A 19,585-nucleotide genomic window follows, 5' to 3' on the forward strand; every position below is an offset into this window, starting at 1 on the left:
CCCGCTCGCCTCTGACGCAACCATTCATCGAACCTGCCCTTCGATGAATGGTTGTTTCATGTCCGATCCTTCCGCGGTTGGCGCCGGCCCGGACATCGCCGATCGCGTCCGCGCGACGCTGCCGCGGCTGACGGGCGCGCTGCGGTTGGTGGCGGACTTCGTCCTGGCGGAGCCGGCTGTTGCAGCGGAGCTGTCGACGGCTGCGCTGGCTGAGCGGGCGGGGGTTTCGCAGGCGAGCGTCACGCGGTTCGCGCAGGCTGTGGGGTTGTCCAGCCATCAGCAACTGCGGATCGCGCTGGCTGCACAGCTGGGCCGCGCGGAGGTGCCTGGCTGGAGCACGGACCTCGGTCCGCTGATCAACGACGACGACACCGTCGCCCGGGTCGCGACGGTGGTGGCGAACGCCGACATCCGCGCGATCACCCAGACCGTCGACCAGCTCGACCTGGAGGCGCTCGACCGGGCCGCCCACGTACTGGCAGCTGCTCGCCGGATCGACGTGTACGGCGTCGGCGGCAGCTCGACGATCGCCGCCGAGCTGGAGATGCGCCTGTTCCGCATCGGCTGCCAGGTGCGCGCCTGGCCGGAGATCCACGGCGCCGCCACGTCCGCCGCCCTCCTCACCTCAGCTGACGCGGTCGTCGCCATCTCCCACTCCGGCGCCACCGCCGAGGTCATGGAGCCGGTAGAGCTGGCCCAGGACCGAGGCGCCCAGGTCATAGCCATCACCAGCGACCCGCGCTCCCCACTGGCCGCAGCCGCCGACGAGGTCCTGGCCACCGCCGTCCTGGAAACCACCTTCCGCAGCGGAGGCCTGGCCGCCCGCCACTCCCAACTGGTCGTCACCGACTGCCTCTACATCCGAGTCGCCCAGCTGACCTCGGACAGAGCCGCCAACTCCATCGACCTCACCAAATCCATCAGCCCCCACCACACCCGCCGCCGCCGCTGAGGAGCCCCACAGTGAAGCTGCACCGCCCGCAGCACACCATCCGTCTTCTACTGGTCGCAGTACTGGCAGCTGTAGGTCTTGCTGTTCCTGCACAAGCTGTTGAAGTGAAGAGTGTTCCGCAGGTACTGCCTGCTTTGTCTGGTTGGCAGTCTGCTGCTGGGCAGTTCGAGTTGAGCAAGCACAGCAGAATCGTCTCCACCTCCGCACGCGCAGAAGCTGCGACGTTCGCCGAGGATGTTCGGCTACCAGTGGTCAGCGGTCGTGCGAAGACCGGCGACATCGTCCTCGCGGTTGACTCCAAGCGCACAGACCTCGGCGCCGAGGGCTACGAGCTCTCCGTCGGGAAGACCATCAGCGTCATCGCCAAGACCAACGCAGGCGTCTTTTACGGCACCCGGACCATCCTCCAGATGCTGAAGAACGACAAGGTCCCCGCCGGCCGCGTGATCGACGTCCCGGCGTACGCCGAACGCGGTGTCGGCGTCTGCGCCTGCCTGATCAACGTCTCGACCCAATGGTTCGAGCGTCTCGTCAAGGACGCCGCCTACCTCAAGCTCAACCAGCTCTGGGTCGAGCTCAAGGTGAAGAGCGACACCCACCCCGAGTCGATCGAGTGGGGCTACTACACCAAACCCCAGATCGCCGCCCTGCAAAGGCTCGCGGACAAGTACCACGTCACGATCGTCCCCGAGGTCAACTCGCCCGGTCACATCGAGCCGTGGATCCGCAACCGCCCCGATCTGCAGCTGACCGACAACACCGGCGCCAAGCAGGTCTCCCGGCTCGACATCACCAAGCCCGAGGCGTTCGACTTCCTGACCGCGATCATCGACGAGAACCTGAAGACGTTCCGTACGCCGTACTGGCACATGGGCGCCGACGAGTACATGCTCGGCTCGGACTACGCGAAGTACCCGCAACTCCTCGAGTACGCGCAGAAGAAGTTCGGCCCGAACGCCGTCCCGCAGGACGCGTTCGTCGACTTCATCAACCGGGTCAACGCGCACGTGAAGGCCCAGGGCAAGACGCTGCGGATCTGGAACGACGGCATCACCGACGCCGCGACCGTCCCGCTCGACCGCGACATCGTGGTCGAGCACTGGCTCAGCGGCGGTGTGAAGCCGAGCCGGCTGATCGCCGAGGGCCGCAAGGTGATGAACTCCGCCTACGCTCTCTACAACGTCCGCGGCGGTTTCAAGACCAACGCGCAGCAGCTCTACGACTCGAACTGGACGCCGCTCCGCTTCGAAGGTGAAACGCTTGCCAATAGCAACGGTGTCACCGGCGCGAAGCTCACCCTCTGGCCGGACAACGGTTCGGGCAACACCGAGAACGAGATCGAGGCCGAGGTCCGGATGCCGCTGCGGCTGGTCGCGCAGGCGACCTGGAGCACGGTGAAGCCCGACCCGACGTACGCCGCCTTCTCCGCCCGCGCCGACGCCGTCGGCCGCGCGCCGGGCTTCGCCAACGTCGACCGTACGCCGGTTGCCGCTGGCACCTACTCGCTCTCCGTCAGCCGTGACTACCTCGGCACCTCGACGACGCAGCTGAAGCTGTCGCGCACCGAGTCGGCCTGGGACGTCAGGCCCACCACCGACGGCTACTACACGCTGACCGACCTCGCGACCGGCCGCTGCGCCGAGTCCCGGGTCGGCGTTCGCTACCTCAACACCCCGCTGGAGCCCGGCACGCCCATCACCGCCGAGGCCTGCGACTCCACCAACCGCCTGCAGCGTTGGCAGGTCACCAAATCGGGCAGCAGGATCACGCTGGTCAACGCGATCACCCGCATGGTCGCCACCCTCGACAGCTCCGGCGGGCTGGTTCAGCAGGTCCCCGACGGCCATCGGGCGACCCCGCTGACGCTGAGGCCGGTACTGCGGGCTGTGGCGTCGGTCGACCGCCAAACGGTCGTGGCGGGCTCCACTGCGCAGCTGTCGGTCACCGTCACGGCCAAGGACCGCGCTACGTCCGTCACCGTCCAGCCGACGGTTCCGGCCGGCTGGAGCGTCACCCCGGCCAGCAGGTCCACGGCGGCGATCGCTGCCGGTGGGAGCTTCACGGCGACGTTCACCGCGACCCCTCCGGCCGACGCACCAGCAGGTACGGCGGCGCTCGGCGCAACCACGTCGTACAAGCAGAACGGGACAACGCATCGGCTGAGCACCACAGCCGGCGTACGGCTGAGCTGTGCGACCGCGCCGACCAGTCCTGTCGCGGTGAAGTTCGTGGACAGCGAGGAGACCGCCGGTGAGGACGGCCGCGCGGTCAACGCGATCGACGGGAACCCGGCGACGTTCTGGCACACCGAGTGGTCGGCGCGTCAGCCGCAGCCGCCGCACGAGATCCAGCTGGACCTGGGCGCTGACAAGTCGGTCTGTGCGGTGACCTACCTGACCCGGCAGAACGCCACCAACGGTCGCATTGCCGACTACGAGCTCTACCTGAGCAGCGACGGCGTCAGCTGGGGGCAGCCGGTGTCCAAGGGCACGTTCGGCAACAGCCCGGACGCCAAGTGGGTGCCGGTCGCGGCGACGACCGCCCGGTACGTGCGGCTGGTCCAGCTGAGCGAGGCGAGCGGCAACCCGTTCGGGACCGCCGCTGAGATCACCGTGGACGCGAAGTGAAGGCCCGCCTCCTGCTGGCCTCGGCCCTGTTGATCGGAGTGATGGGTACCGTGCCCGCTGTGGCAGCTGATCCTGATGTGCTCGACGTGTCGTTCGGCGGTTCATTCTCCAGCGGCAACACCTACACAGCCGCGACCGGTGAGGTGATGGGCGGCACGCTGACCCGTCGGACCGGCGCGGAGTCGCTGGACCCGGCCCGTGGCGTGGTGCTCGCTGGTGCTGCCGACGGCGTACGGTTCCAGCCCGGTACGCCGATCAGCGGCGGCGCGGTGCAGCGCTCGTTCCTGGTCGAGACGGCGTTCACCCCGGCGGCGACCCAGTCCGACCTGGCGACGGTCACCGCTGTCGGTGGCGCGGTGTTCGGCCGCTACAGCGGCAGCAACCTCCAGTACGGCTTCAGCTCGGAGGTCAACGGGCAGTGGACGGACGTCGTCCAGTCGGTCCCGGTGCCAAGTGCTGGTGAGCAGCACGTGCTGGCGCTGGCCTACGAGGTCGACGGCGCCGGTGCGACGCTGCACGCCTTCCTCGACGGCCAGCAGCTCCCCGCTGCAACCAGCACAGCCGGTACGGCGACCTGGCACCCCGACGCGGGTGCGGAGATCGGTGTGGGCAACGAGGTGCACCCGTCGGCGCTGCAGCGTGGTCTGGCGGGGTCGGTCCGCCAGGTGCGGCTGGCGACGTTCACTGGTGCGTTCAACCCGGCTGATCTGCGACTGGCGAAGCCGATCGCTTCGACGGCGAAGGTGAGCGTCGGGTTCGAGGGGACGATCAGCCAAGGGCAGTACGCGCCGGGCCTGGGGGAGAAGGCGTCGCAGCTCGCGGTGGCCGGTGGGAAGATCACCGAGCCTGGCCGGCTGAAGCTGGCCGGCGGTGGTGTCAGCTGGCGTGGGGAGCTCGACGGCGGGGTACTGGCGGAGACCGTTGTGTCGCCTGATGTGCTCGACCGCGGGATCTCACTGATCGACCTGGGCGGCGTGGAACTGGTTGCTCAGAGCAAGCATGCGGTGATGCTTCGGGCGGGTGGAAAGTCGACCGAGCTCAAGCTGCCGGCCGCTGCGGTGAAGGAAGGTGTCGCCTACCACTACTTGGGGGTGGTGGTCGATGAGGGCGCGGTCAGGGTGCTGACTGCTCCTGGGGTGACGGCGCTCAGCACGAGCGGTGCCACCGGCCCGGTCGAGGAGGTGCGCTGGCTGACCGGCGCACGCGGTACGGCGTACGGGGTCGGGCTCAGCAGCTTCCTGGGCCGGCCGCCGGCCGGGCTGAAGGCGCTGCCGTGTGTGGTGGGCAAGCTGAAGCCCGCGCAGACGATGCCGGTGGCGGAGGGCGAGTGCGTGACCTCGCTGGTCGCCAAGGCTTCCGCGATCCGGCCGGAGCCGCGGCAGGTCGAGTGGCAGCGGATGGAGCAGACGGCGTTCCTGCACTTCGGCGTCAACACGTTCACCGGGCTGGAATGGGGACACGGCGACGAGGACCCCAACCTGTTCCAGCCGACCGGGCTGGACACCGACCAGTGGGCCCGCACGCTGCGCGACTCGGGCTTCAAGCTGGCCATCCTGACCGTCAAGCACCACGACGGCTTCCTGCTCTACCCGTCGCGCTACAGCGACCACAGTGTCGCCTCCAGCTCCTGGCAAGGTGGCAAGGGCGACGTGGTCGAGGCGTTCGTGAAGTCGATGCGCAAGTACGGGCTGAAGGTCGGTCTCTACCTGTCCCCGGCCGACGAGAACCAGTTCCTCGACGGCGTCTACGCCAACGGCAGCGCGCACACCGCGCGCACCATTCCGACGCTGGTGCCCGGCGACGACCGCACCGGGCAGGACCTGCCGCAGTACACGCTGACCGCGTCCGACTACGGCGCCTACATGCTGAACCAGCTGTACGAGCTGCTGACCGAGTACGGGCCGGTGGACGAGGTCTGGTTCGACGGAGCCCAGGGGCGGATCCCACCGGACAAGGTGGAGACCTACGACTTCCCCAGCTGGTACCAGCTGATCCGGGAGCTCGCTCCGCAGGCGACGATCGCGGTCAGTGGACCGGACGTGCGCTGGGTCGGCAACGAGTCCGGTCTGGCCCGGCCGGACGAGTTCAACGTCGTACCGACGATCACCAAGCCGAACGGCGCACCGGACTACGCCCTCGGGTACGCCGCTGCCGACCAGGGCAGCCGGAAGGCGCTGCTGGCCGGGCGGGACGCCGGTGCGACCGAGCTGGCCTGGTGGCCGGCCGAGTCGGACGTGTCGATCCGGGAGGGCTGGTTCCACCACCCGGAGCAGTCGCCGCGGTCGGTGGACGAGCTGGCCGACATCTACTACAAGTCGGTCGGCCGGAACTCGGTGCTGCTGCTCAACATCCCGCCGGACCGCCAGGGCCGGCTGGACGACCAGGACGTGACCCGGCTGGCCGAGTGGCGAGCCAGACTGGCTGCTGACATGCCGACCGATCTCGCCGCTGGTGGGCGGGTCAGCGACGACGGCATGACCGTTCGGCTGGCTCACCCGTCGACAGTGCGGCGGGTGTGGCTGGGCGAGGACATCCGCCACGGCCAGCAGGTGGAGGCCGGTGTGGTCGAAGTCCGGTCGCAGGGCAGCTGGCAGCAGGTCGCCACGTTCGGTGCCGTCGGCCACAAGCGGATCCTCACGCTCGACAGCCCGGTGACGACCGACCAGGTGCGGGTGCGGATCACTCAGGCCCGCGGCAAGGTCCACCTGCTGTCCCTGTCGATCTACTAGGACCCTGCGTGGGGCAAGCTAGCCCGCATGCGTCTTCTGGCCGGACTGCTCCTGCTCGCCGTTCCACTGACTGGTCCCAGCACCGTCGTGGAGGGCTGGCAGAGCAGTCCGGTGTACGTCGACCCGACCCAGCGAGCCCTGGTCACCGACAAGCAGGCCGACCAGCTCGCTGAGCGGGTGGAGGGACAGGACCCGGCCATCCAGATCGCTGTGGTCCCGGCGGCGTCGCTGGCGACCACCGGGTCGCGGGAGCAGGCAGCACGCTCGTACGTCGACCAGGTGGTCGACCTGCAGCGGCAGGACGGGATCTACCTGGTCGTGTTCGGCGGAGCGATCGTGTGGGGGAGCGCGGTCGGGGTGGACACCCCGATCGACCGGATCCTCACCGACGAGCTGGGCAAGCACAGCCGGTCCGACCCGGTCGGCACGCTCAACGGCGTACTGGATCAGCTGGACGTGCCGAAGGCGGACAACGGTGGCTTCCCGGTCTGGCTGGTCGTGCTGCTCGTGGTGGTGGTCGCTGGTGGTGCCGGGCTGTGGTGGTGGAGGCGCCGGCCGCGCCAGGAGGAGGGGCCTGCGCTCTACCGGCCGTCGTACGACGTACTGCCGGACGAGGCGGACAGCCTGGAGGAGCGCCAGGCGCTGGCGCGGGAGGACGTGACGCGGTTCGGCGAGGAACTGGATGCGGCGGACGTGCGTCTGGACGGCGTGGACACAGGTGCGGACGTGCAAGCGGCGATGGACGCGTACGCCGACGCCGGCCGTGTGGTCGACGCAGCGCCCAGCGACGAGCAGCTGCGCGAGGTCCGGTCCACGGTCGAGTACGGGCGGTGGAGGCTCGCCTGCGCGCAGGCACTCGTCGCCGGTACGCCGAAGCCCGCCCGGCGCGCGCTGTGCTTCTTCGACGCGGCCCATGGGACGTCCGTGACCGACTGGATGTACACGCCGCCCGGTGGCAAGAGCCGCGAGGTCCCTGTCTGCGCTGCCTGCCAAGCCCGCCTCTCGGGAGGAACCCGATGACGATCGCCAGAGTGCTGCTGGGTGCAGTGCTGCTCTCCGCCTTCCCAGTGGCTGCTGCTCACGCTGCTTCTACGCCTACTCCCACCAAGCCGAGGCCTACCTTCCGCTACACCCCGCCGGACATCGTGGGCGACCGGAAGCGCGCAGAGGCGGAGGCGGGCCGCTACCTGGACAAGGTGGCGGCCGCACTCGGCGACACCGGGGTCTGGGTCGACCCGGCGGTGAAGAAGCTGACCGCTACCGAGACCGCCGAGCTGGACCGGGCCGCGAAGGCCGCTGCCGCGCCGATGCGGATCGCGGTGATCCCGGCCGAGGCCATCGACACGGCGCCGAGCAGCATCTCGTCGTACACGCGGTTGGCCTGGGACGGCGAGGAGATCGCCGACCAGCTGTACGACCGGGTCGGCGTCGAGGGTGTGTACGCCGTACTGGTGGATGCGCGGTCGGAGTCGGCCGGGCGCGGGTTCCACGCGGTGCAGCGGGCCGACAAGGGGCCGACGTACTACGTGGGCGACGCCGTCGACCAGGCGGTGGACTGCTGCGCGCCGGACTACGAGGAGATGCTCGAGCGGTTCATCCAGCGCGGACAGGTGATCGACAAGCCGTTCTACGTCGACGCTGCGCCCTGGGCTGGAGGAGCTGCTGGGCTCGGTGGGCTCTGGTGGGGTGTGACTGCGCTGGGCGCTCGCCGGGCTCGCCGCAAGGAGGAGCGGGAGCACCTGGAGGTCTCGAAGCCGCTGCTGAACGAGGAGATCATCGCGCTGTCGCAGCAGGTGTCGGCGCTGCCGACGACAGGTGACGCGCAGCAGGCGAAGCTGTCGAAGGACGTGCTCGACGCGGTGGAGAAGGCGCGGCACCGGCTCGACGCTGCCGAGGGCGACAGCGACACGGAGGCGGTGGCGACGCTGCTCGGCTCTGCTCGTTACGGGCTGCTCTGCCTGGACGCCGTACGAGCGGGCAAGCCGATGCCGGAGCCGACGGCCCCGTGCTTCTTCGACCCGCGCCACGGCCCCAGCACCGGTACGGCGAACTGGACGCCTGAGCACGGCGCCGAGAGGGCTGTCGACGTGTGCGACGCGTGCGCTGCGCGGCTGGCGGCCAACGAGCAGCCGGACATCCGCATGGTGACCGTGCGGGACCGCGCGCGCCCGTACTGGACGCTCGGCGAGGAACTGGCGTCGTACATCGACGGCTACTGGTCGCGGGGCGACGGCCGCCGCTGGTGGTTCCCCGACGAGGACGCCCGCCGCGCCGGCAACGAGATGCGAGCCCGCTGGGCCTCCCGGCGGGCCGGCGCCCGCCTGGGCCGAGCCGCCTCGAACATCGGCACGTCCATCGGCAACTGGTCAGCCAGCTCGGGCTCCGGCGACTCCGACAGCAGCTGGAGCAGCAGCTCGAGCCGCCGCCGCTCCTTCTCCTCCAGAACCCGCAGCAGCGGAGGAGGCTCCAGCCGCCGGTCCTCCCGTCGCTCAGGTGGATCCAGAGGCTTCTAAGTCAGTACTGCCGGTAGGTCCTCACTGTGCAGGACCGCCAGTGACGTGACTGCACGAGTCAGGCACACGTACAACCTCCGCAGCCCAGTGCGTTCGTCCGCCTCGCCGGCGATGATCCCTGCCGGCTCCACCAACACCACGTGGTCGAACTCGAGACCCTTGGCCAGGCTGGCGGGCACAACGTCCAGGTGCGTCTCGACATCGTCCTCGTCGCCGAGCACCGCGAACGTGAGGCCCTTGTCCTGCAGCGCTTTGCGAGTCTCCGCGACCAACGCGTCCGGCACGATCAGCCCGATGGAGCCGAGGCGCTCGGAGACCTCGGTGACCGTGGAGACAGCAGCAGCCAGGCTGTCGGCCACCCTCGTGATCGCCAGCTCACCACGCGCCCGCCGGACAGCAGTCGGCGGCGTCAGGTGCGGGGCGATCTGCGGGAGCAGGCGAGCGGCGTACTCGATCACCTGGCCAGGCACCCGGAAGCCGGCCGTCAGCTCCTCCGTGTGCGCCCCGGTCTTGCCCAGGTGCGTCAGCGCCTCGTCCCACGACGGCGTGGCCCACGGTGTCGTCCCCTGCGCGATGTCACCGAGCACCGTCATCGATCCGGTCGAACACCGCCGCCCCACCGCCCGCAGCTGCATGGCCGACAGGTCCTGCGCCTCGTCCAGTACGACGTGCCCGAGGCTCGGCGTCCGGTCCACCAGATCGGCCAGCTCGTCGATCAGCGTCGCATCAGCCACCGACCACTTCGCAGCTCCTGCTGACCGCGGCGCCTTCTCCCACAGCAGCAGCTGCTGCTCCTCCTCGGTCAGCACCCCAGCAGCATGCTCAGCCAGCAGCTCCGCGTCGGTGAACAGCCGGAACAGCAGCTTCACCGGATCCACCGCCGGCCACAGCAGCTCGGCGTACTGCTTCACCGGGCGGCTCCTGGCGACCGCGTCCTGCACCCGGTCGTCGGGTGAGTCTCCAGCGGCCTCCATCCGCAGCAGTACGGCGTGCGCGAGCCGCTGCGGCAGCATGCCCCGCCCAGCGCCGTACCGGATGCCTCTGGTCCGCAGCTCCGTGACCAGCTCCTCCGCCTCGTACGCCGGGACGCGCCACCGGTGCGAGCCGCGCGGTACGACCAGCGACTCCTTCGGCAGCTGGATGCCCGACCAGACCGCCCGGTGCAGCACCTCGGCCATCCGGGCGTCGCCCTTGAGCACGTCGACCGGCGCCGGACCCGGCCCGGCGATCTTCACCCGCGCGACCATCTCCTCGACGGTGGTCTGCTTCGCCTCGATCTCACCCAGCGCGGGGAGCACGTCACCGATGTAGCGCAGGAAGCTCGCGTTCGGCCCGACCACCAGGACCCCGGCGCGCGACAGCTGGTCGCGGTACGCGTACAGCAGGTACGCCGCCCGGTGCAGCCCGACGGCGGTCTTCCCGGTCCCGGGCGCGCCCTGGACGCAGATGGTCTGCTCGACGCCGGCCCGGACGATCACGTCCTGCTCGGGCTGGATCGTCGCCACGATGTCACGCATCGGGCCGGAGCGGGGACGTTCGATCTCGGCGTCGAGGATGTCGCTGTGCTCCTCGGCGGCGTCCGCGGAGGTGAGGTCCTCGTCCTCGAACGCGGTCATCTCGCCGTGCGTGAACCCGAACCGGCGCCGCGTCCCGACGCCCATCGGCTCGGTCTTGCTGGCCCGGTAGAACGGCACCGAGATCTCGGCCCGCCAGTCCACCACCAGCGGCTCGCCGGCCTCGTCGTTGACGTGCCGGCGGCCGATGTGGAAGGTCTCCGGCACGGGCCGCAGGTAGTCCAGGCGGCCGAAGAACAGCGGCACGTCCGGGTCGTCCTCGAGCTCCTTCATCCGGCGCCAGATCGCCTGCTTGAGGAACTCGGTGTTCACCGGGTCGGCGCTGGCGATCTCCAGCGAGCCGGTCTTCGCGCGCATCACCGCGAGCGCGGCGCGCGACGTCGCGAGGTAGGAACGTTCGTCGTCGAGGGTGGGATCGTCCGGGGGCATGACAGGACCTCCGCAAAGCGGGCCGACGGTCAGGGGAGCCCGGTCACGTTACTTGACCACAGCCGCCGGGGAAACCGAATTAGCCGCGACGCGCAGACCGGGCCGCAGCAGCAGCAGCGGCAGGCTGGCCGCGAGCAGGACCAGCACGACCAGTCCGTCCATCCAGTAGTGGTTCGCTGTCACTACCACCACGCCGAACGTGATCACCGGGTGCAGCAGCCACAGCCAGCGCCACTTGGTGCGGGTGATCAGGATCATCGACAGCGCGATCAGCGCGGCCCAGCCGACGTGCAGGCTCGGCATCGCGGCGAACTGGTTCGCGACGCCGTCGGAGTGGTCCGGTCCGTAGACCGACTGGCCGTAGAGCAGTCCGGTGTCGACGAAGCCGGGCATCATCCGCGGCGGCGCCAGCGGGTACACGATGTGGCCGATCAGGGCGAGGGCGGTGACCGACACCATCGTCCAGCGCACCCGCGAGTACGCCGCCGGGCGCCAGATGCTCAACCAGAGCAGGACGACGGCGGTCAGCGGCGCGTGCACCGAGGCGTAGTACAGGTTGGCGCCCTCGACCAGGTGCGGGACCTGGAGAGCGTGCTGCTGCAGCGCTGCCTCGTTGGGCAGGTGCAGCCAGCGCTGGAGTGACAACACCTGACCGGCGTGGTCGAAGGCCGAGCCGGTGTGCTTCGCGGCGATCTGCCGGCCCGCGCTGTAGACCAGGAAGAGCGTGGCCAGCAGGACTGCTTCCCGGACCACTCGCCAGACCACCGGGCCTGCCGACCGGTGCCGTTCACCCAGCCCGACGGGCTCCAGTGCCTGTGTCCCCATACCTTTCGACGGTACCGGTCGAAGCCTCCGGAATGCCCCAGGCGCAACCCTGAAGTTGCCCTGGGCAACCCCCGGGTCACGACCCGCTACCGGACCGTCACCCCCTCTCCCACGGTGCAACCCACGCCGGTGCCGGGTCAATTCCTGGATGACAGGGAGACGACAGGCCACACTGTCCGGATGGGAGAACTGGTGGGCGTCCTGCTCGCGGCCGGCGCCGGGACCAGGCTCGGGATGCCGGGCGGTCTGATGCGTGCGGCCGACGGGACCCCGTGGGTGGTCAGCTCGATCGGCGTCCTCCGGACGGCGGGCTGCGGGCCGATCGGTGTGGTGGTCGGGGCGGCGGCGCCGGACGTGGTCGCGCTGCTGGCGGGGGAGGACGTCACCGTCGTACCGTCACCGGACTGGTCGGACGGGCTGTCCCACTCGGTGAAGGCCGCGTTCGCCTGGGCCGAGCAGACGGACGCGCCGACGGCGCTGTTTCACATGGTCGACCGCCCAGAGGTCGGACCTGCAGTCCTAGAACGAGTCCTGTCAGTGACGAACCCTGGACCAGCCGCCTTGGCCCGAGCCGGCTTCAACGGGTTCGCCGGCTACCCGGTGGTCATCGGCCGCGACCACTGGGCCGCCGCAGCGGCCGCCGCCACCGGCGACCGCTCCATGGGCCCTTACCTCAAACGCGTTCCCTGCCCGTTGATCCCTTGCGACGACCTGATCAGCTAGCGAACAAGTTCTCGGCGTCCACGATCGTGTACGCGTAACCCTGCTCGGCCAGGAACCGCTGCCGGTGCGCGGCGAACTCGGCGTCGACGGTGTCCCGGGCGACGATCGAGTAGAACCGCGCGGTCCGCCCGTCACCCTTCGGCCGCAGCACGCGACCCAGACGCTGCGCCTCCTCCTGCCGCGAGCCGAACGTGCCCGACACCTGGACGGCGATCGACGCCTCCGGCAGGTCGATCGAGAAGTTCGCGACCTTGCTGACCACCAGCCGGTCGATCTCGCCGGTCCGGAACGCCTGGAACAGCCGCTGGCGCTCCTTGACCGTCGTCTCGCCCTTGATCACCGGGCACTCCAGCCGCTCGCCGAGCTCGTCCAACTGGTCGATGTACTGGCCGATCACCAGCATCGGCTCACCCTTGTGGTGGTCGGCGATCTGCCGGACCAGCCGCGATTTGGCCGGGGTCGACGCGGCGAGCCGGTACCGGTCCTCGGGCTCGGCGGTCGCGTAGACGAACCGCTCGGTCTGCTCCAGGTCGACCCGGACCTCGATGCAGTCGGCCGGTGCGATCCAGCCCTGCGCCTCGATGTCCTTCCACGGCGCGTCGTAGCGCTTCGGGCCGATCAGCGAGAACACGTCACCCTCGCGACCGTCCTCGCGGACCAGCGTCGCGGTCAGGCCGATCCGGCGCCGGGTCTGCAGGTCCGCGGTCATCCGGAAGATCGGCGCCGGCAGCAGGTGCACCTCGTCGTACACGATCAGGCCCCAGTCGCGGGCGTCGAACACCTCCAGGTGCGTGTAGACGCCCTTCCGCCGGGTCGTCATCACCTGGTACGTCGCGATCGTGACCGGGCGGATCTCCTTGCGGGCACCGGAGTACTCGCCGATCTCGTCCTCGGTGAGGCTGGTCCGCTTGAGCAGCTCCTCCTTCCACTGCCGCGCCGACACCGTGTTGGTGACCAGGATCAGCGTGGTCGCGGAGGCCTGCGCCATCGCGGCCGCGCCGACGATGGTCTTGCCGGCGCCACAGGGCAGGACGACGACGCCGGAGCCGCCGTGCCAGAACGAGTCGACCGCCTGCTGCTGGTACGGCCGCATCTCCCAGCCGTCGGTGTCCAGGTCGATCTTGTGCTTCTCGCCGTCGACGTACCCGGCCAGGTCCTCGGCGGGCCAGCCCAGCTTCAGCAGCGTCTGCTTGAGGTGCCCGCGCTCGGACGGGTGCACCAGCACGGTGTCGTCGTCGATGCGGTCGCCCAGCAGCGGCTTCACCTTGGCCGAGCGCAGCACCTCCTCCAGCACCGGCCGGTCCGTCGTCACCAGGACCAGTCCGTGCTGCGGGTGCTTCTCGAGGCGGAGCCGGCCGTACCGGTCCAGCGTCTCCGCGATGTCGACCAGGAGCGAGTGCGGGACCGGGTACCGGCTGTAGCGCAGCAGGACGTCGATCACTTGCTCCGCGTCGTGCCCGGCGGCCCGGGCGTTCCACAGGCCGAGCGGGGTCAACCGGTACGTGTGCACGTGCTCGGGCGCCCGCTCCAGCTCGGCGAAGGGGGCGATCGCCTTGCGGCAGTCGTTCGAGTCCGGGTGCGCGGTCTCCAGCAGCAGGGTCTTGTCGGACTGCACGATCAAGGGTCCGTCGGTCACGCAACATCTCCCGTCAGACGGATGGGGCCGGGCAGGACACCCTGCCCGACCCTCCATTGTGCCTCGTCCCGCAAGTCACCCGACCGGGTCGGCCTCCAGCGTTCCCGGTACGACGGCCGCCTGCGGCACCGCGGGCGCGTGCCGCGGCAGGAACGCGGCGATCGCCAGCGCGAGCAGCGACGCCCCGCAGCCGATCGCCAGGATCAGCCGGAACCCGTTCTGCGACGGGACCTGGAAGCCGCCGAACGAGATCGTCACCTGGGCCAGCACCAGCCCGGCGACCGCGCTCGACACCGACGTACCGATCGAGCGCATCAGCGTGTTCAGGCTGTTCGCGGCGGCGGTCTCCGAGACCGGTACGGCGGCCATGATCAGCCCCGGCATCGCGCCGTACGCCAGACCGATGCCGGCGCCGATCACGGCCGCGATCACGACCAGCTGCCAGACGGCCGACATCATCACGATGCCGAGGCCGTAGCCGAGCGCGACCACGACCGCGCCGAGCATCAGCGTCACCTTGGGGCCGCGGGTCCGGGAGATCTTGGCCGACAGCGGAGCCGTCGCCATCATCACCAGACCGGACGGCGCGAGTACCAGGCCGACGGCGAGCATCGAGCGGCCCAGACCGTACCCGGTGGCCTTCGGGAGCTGCAGCAGCTGCGGGAGGACCAGAGACATGGCGAACATCGCGAAACCGAACACGGCCGAGGCGATGTTGGTCAGCAGCACCTGGCGGCGGGCGGTGGTCCGCAGGTCGACCAGCGGCTGCTTGGCGCGCAGCTCGTACCAGCCCCAGAGCACCAGGACGAGTACGGCGGCAGCGAACAGGCCGTCGGTGGGGCCGCTGCCCCAGCCCCAGTCGGCGCCCTTGGAGATCGCCAGCAGGAGGCAGAAGAGCCCGACGGACAGCCCGACCGCGCCCACCGCGTCGAAGCGGCCTCCGCTGCGTACGGCTGACTCGGGGACGAGTGCGACAACCACCACGAGCACTACTGCGCCCGCTGCGGCTGCTGTCCAGAAGAGCACGTGCCAGTTCGTGTACTCCGCCAGCAGCGCTGCGGCGGGTAGACCGAGCGCACTGCCGATACCGAGGGAGGCGCTCATCAGCGCGATGGAGGTGCCGAGCCGGTCGGACGGGAGCTCGTCGCGCATGATGCTGATGCCGAGCGGGATGACACCGGCGGACAGGCCCTGCAGGGTGCGGGCCACGATCATCGGGGTCAGCGAGTCGCTCAGCGCGCCGATGATCGAGCCGATCACCAGCATGCTCAGGCTGAGCAGCAGCATCCGGCGCTTGCCGTACATGTCACCGAGCCGGCCGATCATCGGGGTGGCGATCGCACCGGCCAGCAGGGTGGCGGTGATCGCCCAGGTCGCGTCGCTGGGGGTGGCGTGCAGCAGGGCCGGCAGCTGCGGGACCAGCGGGATGATCAGGGTCTGCATCAGCGAGACCGTGATACCGGCGCAGGCCAGCGCGGCGACCACCGCGTTGGGGCGCGGTGCGGCGGGGACAGCGGACATGCAGGGGCCTCCGGGCGGAAACTGTTGGTTGCGGAATACAACTAACGGTAAGTCAGTCAGTTGACTTAAAGCAAGCGACTCGGCAATCTGAAGCCGACAACCGGTGGACAGATGGGTGTTGACGATGGCGGTGCGGGCACAGCAGACCCGGGAACTGATCCTGGCCGCGGCCGAGAAGCTGTTCGCCGAGCACGGCGTCGGCGTGGTCTCCAACCGGCAGATCAGCGAGGCCGCCGGGCAGGGCAACAACACCGCGGTCGGCTACCACTTCGGGACGAAGGCGGACCTCGTGCGGGCCGTCGTACGGCGGCACAGCGAGCCGATCGAGCGGATCCGCGGCGAGATGATCGGCGGGCTGCCCGCCGACCCTGAGCTGGGCGACTGGGTGGCGTGCATGGTGCGGCCGGTGCCGGAGTACCTGGGGACGCTGGCCGCGCCGACCTGGTACGGGCGGTTCACGGCGCAGGCGATGACCGACCCGCTGCTGCGGCAGATCATGATCGACGAGGCGCTGACTTCACCGCAGCTCCGGCAGGTGCGCGAGGGGCTGAACCCGTGCCTGCCGACGCTGCCCGCTGCTGTGCGTGCGGAGCGCGGGGAGATGGCTCGGCACGTGATCGTCCACAGCTGCGCCGAGCACGAGCGGGCTGTCGCCGAAGGCACGGCTACCCGTACCTGGCACCACCTCGCCACAGGTCTGTCGGACGCGATCACCGGCCTCCTGCTGGCGCCGGTCACCCGCGGGTGACTGTCGGCGCCCTCCTGTAACTTGCGCGCATGCAGGTAAGCGGCGTGCTGTGGAAAGGCGCGGAAGCGCAGCTGGAACGAGTCGACGGCGTCACCACGTCGCTGGCCGTCGGAACCAACCTGTCCTTCACCCTCGGCCCAGACCGTCGCTGCATCGGCATCTGGCGAGCCGGCCGCCGCCTGGCCTGTACGACGGCCACAGAACTCTCTCCTGCAAGCCGCTCCCCGCAATGCCCCGACTGCCAATCCATGGAACGCTCCAACTCCATCGCCGCCGACACGCGCCTGGACGACCCCCGCTCGTTCTCGGTCTACCTGGCCCACCACGGCAGCGTGGTGAAGGTCGGCATCACCGCCACCGAACGCGGCGACGCCCGCCTCCTCGAGCAGGGCGCCCTCTCGTCGACCTTCATCTCCTCCGGCAGCCTCCTGGGCGCCCGGCGCATCGAGAACCTCCTGATGACGACACTGGGCCTCCCCGACCGCGTCTCCACCACCCGCAAACGCGCGGCCCGCGGCCGCCCGGTCCCCACCGCCGCCCGCGCCACCACCCTTGGCGATCTGGCAACCCAAGCAGCTGACCTGCCTTGGCCGGAGGGCCAAACCCGCTGCGATGTGGCGATCCGAGACCACACCCCGACCTACGGCCTCCCCACCACCGGCCTCCACCCTGATGCCGCCCTCAAGTCACCCACGCCCGGCAGCACAGTCACCGGCGAAGTCGCCTGCACCATCGCCGCCGACGTCTACCTGCGGACATCTGCCGGCCTGGTGCTGGTGGACACCCACCTACTCGCCGGCTGGTCTCTCCACCCACCCACCGCCCAGCAAAACGCCCCACTGGAACCCGTCCCCCCGCTCGAGCTCGAGCAAGACGCGCTGTTCTGACGGCGTCACCAGCACCCCACCTGCCCCCACCCCGCCGCGGGCTTCACCTGTTACTGCGGTGTGTTGTCGAGTCGCCGCGGGATCGGGCTGTGCTGGGGAGCGCCCGGCTGTGGTCAGACAGGTCGCGCGTTGGCGATGCGGTGGAGCGCGTACGTGCGGGGCTGGTCGGCGCCGTCGTCGTAGGCGGTCAGCCAGCCGTCGGCTACTCGGACCGGTTCCACGATGCGTTCCGAGGCGTTGCCGTTGTGGTCGACGTACGAGATCCAGGTGCGGGAGCTGGACTCGGCGGCGTTGGTGAGGATGCTGATGGTCTCGGCGGGGGCGGTCGGTTCCTGGCCGGCGGAGTCGGGGCGTTCGGCGGCCAGGCGGTCGCCGGTGCGGACCTTTTCGATGACGGCTTTGACCTGGTCCTCGGTGAGTTCGCTGGGGGTGTCCACGAAGTCCCGGCTGGTACGGCGGCGGGGGGCGTCGCCGCGGCGGGCAGTCGCCGTACTGATCTGGACCACGCCGTCGAAGGTTTCGGCGAGCGGCGCGAGGCCTGCCTCGCGCAGCCGCGCCAGCACCATGTCGGGCGGCGAAGGCGACACCACGACCGTCGGCGCGAGTCGCCGGAAGCGCACGCCGGGCAGATTCGAGCTGAGTAGTTGGGTCAGCACGTCCTCGTCGTCGCAGCGCAGGTACGTCGTCGCCGTGCCGATCCGCAGTACGCCGTGGCGTCGCGCGACGTCGTCGATCAGGTACGTCAGCGGCTGCGGCACCGGTGTGCGTGAGTGCTCGGCCAGCCACTTGTGCAGCTGGTCGCTGGTCCGCCCCAGGTCGAACGCCCGGCGTACCGAGCCCTCGCTGAAGCGGAACACCCCGCCACCACCATGCGACTCCGCATCCGCCATCGCCGTCAGCTCATCCTGTACGGCGCGCACCAGCGGTCCCGGCGCCACAGCGGTCAGGTCTGCCTGCAGCAGGAACTCCGACACCGGCTCAGGCACCATTGGCGCGATCGCCGCGGCCAGGTCGTCAGCAGTCGGCTCCTCACCCAGCAACGGGCGCGCATGAACACCCAGCGACCCCAAACCGGTCAGCCCGAGCAGAGCGGCCTCCGTGAGAGTCCACTCGACCAGGTCGTCGCGGAACTGCCCGCCACGCCGCGGCCGGTGCCACGCCACCCAGGTCACCACCGACTCGGCAGCCGGCGCTGAAGCCGCCCCCGCCTCGGCCAGCGCCTGCAGCGTCAGCTGCCGGACCTCCGGCGCCAGCAGCCGCTCCAAGTCAGGCGCCAGCGCGTTGACCAGCCGCTCGCGAGCAGCAGCAGTCGCACCGCCGCTGTCACGCCGGCCGATCAGACCGATCGCCCGAAGCCCTGTGTGCCAGGCGATAACGAGCTGAGCCCACCGATGCGCGGTGTCGAGCTCCAGCCAGTCGTCGTACGAACCAGTCGGCAGCCACAGGTCGCTGGAGCCCACCTCAACCGAGGCGAGCAGCCCAGCGGCGTACGCGATCTCCAGCACCGCGGCAGCGACCTGCTCGTCGACACCGATCCGCCCGGCCAGCGACCGCAGCTCACGGACGCCGATGCCACCGGTCCGCAGTACAGGCGGCGGCTCGGTCCCCAGCTGCTCCAGCGCACGATCAACCAGCCGAACGAGGTCAAGCGCAGCCCCAGCAGCAGCCCGGTCAGCAATGGACGCCGACACCTGCTTGCCATCGAGCGGCGGGGGAGTGGGCCGAGTAGAAGCAAGAACCCGCCCACCCCGCAGGTGCAGCCCGATCTGCCGAGGCAGTACGACGGTCGTCGCGTCCTTCGGTACGACGAGCCCGCGCGCCAGCAGCTGCTCGACCGGCGTCTTGGCCGACGCGATGGTCACCGGCCGCTCGGCCTTCTCGACCGTGCCGGTCGGCGGACCCCAGGTGAGCTTGGCGAGCACCTCCCGCGCCTCTGGCCCGGCCTCCTCGATCAGCTTGTCCAGGTCGCCGAAGTGGCGGGTGGTGACCGGGCCCAGCCCAGCAGGTGTCGGGCCGAGCAGCTCGTGCACCGCTCTGATCGGCCGCAGGTCGTCCTCGGTGCCCCAGACCAGCGCCAGCGCCAGCAGCTCAACCACTCGCGGCTGCACCACGTCGACCGGCTGACCGACCCCAGCGGCGAGCCCGGCGAGGTCCACCGGCTCAGGCAGCGCGGACAGCGTCTCCAGCAGGTCGACACCGAACTCGTCGAGCCGGTTGATCGCCCGGGCCGCCGAGGCGTTCGTGGTCGCCCTCGCCGCCAGCTGGCCGGTGTCGGCCGGGATCGGCGTCGCCAGATCGGGCCGGTGCCGCAGCAGGTGCCCGAGTGCGCCGTCGTCCCAGCTCCGCAGCGCCTCGGCGAGGGTACGGGGGCGGGTCCGCTCGGTGTTGCTCATCCCTCCAACCGTACGGCCCCCGGCACAC

General features: G+C 70.2%; 13 protein-coding genes. 8 read left to right on the forward strand and 5 right to left on the reverse strand.

Going from position 1 to position 19,585, the window contains the following annotated elements; genetic code table 11:
• The first annotated feature begins 58 nt into the window (after positions 1-58).
• The 5 genes from ACZ6Z4_RS21535 (at position 59) to ACZ6Z4_RS21555 (ending at position 8,821) form a co-directional block, all read left to right on the forward strand.
• Positions 59-952, forward strand: a complete 894-nt coding sequence (locus tag ACZ6Z4_RS21535) for a MurR/RpiR family transcriptional regulator (RefSeq protein ID WP_465567128.1) — start codon at positions 59-61, stop codon at positions 950-952.
• A gap of 104 nt (positions 953-1,056) precedes the next feature.
• Positions 1,057-3,579: a family 20 glycosylhydrolase gene (locus ACZ6Z4_RS21540; protein ID WP_465567131.1), complete on the forward strand. Its 2,523-nt coding sequence runs from the start codon at positions 1,057-1,059 to the stop codon at positions 3,577-3,579.
• 59 nt (positions 3,580-3,638) lie between these two features.
• Positions 3,639-6,308 carry an alpha-L-fucosidase gene (locus ACZ6Z4_RS21545; protein ID WP_465567134.1) on the forward strand — a complete coding sequence of 890 codons (2,670 nt, stop codon included), beginning with the start codon at positions 3,639-3,641 and terminating at the stop codon, positions 6,306-6,308.
• A gap of 27 nt (positions 6,309-6,335) precedes the next feature.
• Entirely contained in the window at positions 6,336-7,328 is a 993-nt protein-coding gene (locus ACZ6Z4_RS21550) for a hypothetical protein (protein ID WP_465567138.1), read from the forward strand.
• The gene (locus tag ACZ6Z4_RS21555) at positions 7,325-8,821 is read left to right on the forward strand and encodes a hypothetical protein (RefSeq protein ID WP_465567141.1); all 1,497 of its coding nucleotides are present in this window, start codon (positions 7,325-7,327) and stop codon (positions 8,819-8,821) included. The genes ACZ6Z4_RS21550 and ACZ6Z4_RS21555 overlap by 4 nt, the downstream gene beginning before the upstream one ends.
• Here ACZ6Z4_RS21555 and ACZ6Z4_RS21560 read toward each other — a convergent pair.
• Complete coding sequence (locus ACZ6Z4_RS21560; protein ID WP_465567143.1) at positions 8,818-10,824, reverse strand: HelD family protein; 2,007 nt, start codon at positions 10,822-10,824, stop codon at positions 8,818-8,820. The two genes, ACZ6Z4_RS21555 and ACZ6Z4_RS21560, sit on opposite strands and share 4 nt — an antisense overlap.
• A 48-nt stretch (positions 10,825-10,872) precedes the next feature.
• Positions 10,873-11,649 (reverse strand): phosphatase PAP2 family protein, encoded by a 777-nt coding sequence (locus ACZ6Z4_RS21565; protein ID WP_465567146.1) that lies wholly within the window; start codon positions 11,647-11,649, stop codon positions 10,873-10,875.
• Positions 11,650-11,829: 180 nt separating this feature from the next.
• On the opposite strand from ACZ6Z4_RS21565, the gene ACZ6Z4_RS21570 reads away from it, so the two are divergent.
• Positions 11,830-12,372: a nucleotidyltransferase family protein gene (locus tag ACZ6Z4_RS21570; RefSeq protein WP_465567149.1), complete on the forward strand. Its 543-nt coding sequence runs from the start codon at positions 11,830-11,832 to the stop codon at positions 12,370-12,372.
• On the opposite strand, the gene ACZ6Z4_RS21575 is transcribed toward ACZ6Z4_RS21570, so the two are convergent.
• Both ACZ6Z4_RS21575 and ACZ6Z4_RS21580 read right to left on the reverse strand, forming a co-directional pair.
• On the reverse strand, positions 12,365-14,008 hold the full coding sequence (locus ACZ6Z4_RS21575; RefSeq protein ID WP_363665958.1) for a DNA repair helicase XPB: 1,644 nt from the start codon (positions 14,006-14,008) through the stop codon (positions 12,365-12,367). The two genes, ACZ6Z4_RS21570 and ACZ6Z4_RS21575, sit on opposite strands and share 8 nt — an antisense overlap.
• Before the next feature lie 75 nt (positions 14,009-14,083).
• A complete protein-coding gene (locus tag ACZ6Z4_RS21580; protein WP_465567156.1) occupies positions 14,084-15,529 on the reverse strand; it encodes an MFS transporter in 1,446 nt (481 codons plus the stop codon).
• Between the two features lie 124 nt (positions 15,530-15,653).
• Here ACZ6Z4_RS21580 and ACZ6Z4_RS21585 point away from each other — a divergent pair, with 124 nt between their 5' ends.
• Complete coding sequence (locus ACZ6Z4_RS21585; RefSeq protein WP_465567159.1) at positions 15,654-16,277, forward strand: TetR/AcrR family transcriptional regulator; 624 nt, start codon at positions 15,654-15,656, stop codon at positions 16,275-16,277.
• Positions 16,278-16,306: 29 nt separating this feature from the next.
• Positions 16,307-17,164 carry a DUF2797 domain-containing protein gene (locus tag ACZ6Z4_RS21590; protein WP_465567162.1) on the forward strand — a complete coding sequence of 286 codons (858 nt, stop codon included), beginning with the start codon at positions 16,307-16,309 and terminating at the stop codon, positions 17,162-17,164.
• 113 nt (positions 17,165-17,277) lie between these two features.
• Here ACZ6Z4_RS21590 and ACZ6Z4_RS21595 read toward each other — a convergent pair whose 3' ends face one another.
• On the reverse strand, positions 17,278-19,557 hold the full coding sequence (locus ACZ6Z4_RS21595; protein ID WP_465567165.1) for a helicase-associated domain-containing protein: 2,280 nt from the start codon (positions 19,555-19,557) through the stop codon (positions 17,278-17,280).
• Between the last annotated feature and the right edge of the window lie 28 nt (positions 19,558-19,585).

The sequence above is a fragment of the Kribbella sp. NPDC104740 genome (assembly GCF_055583505.1).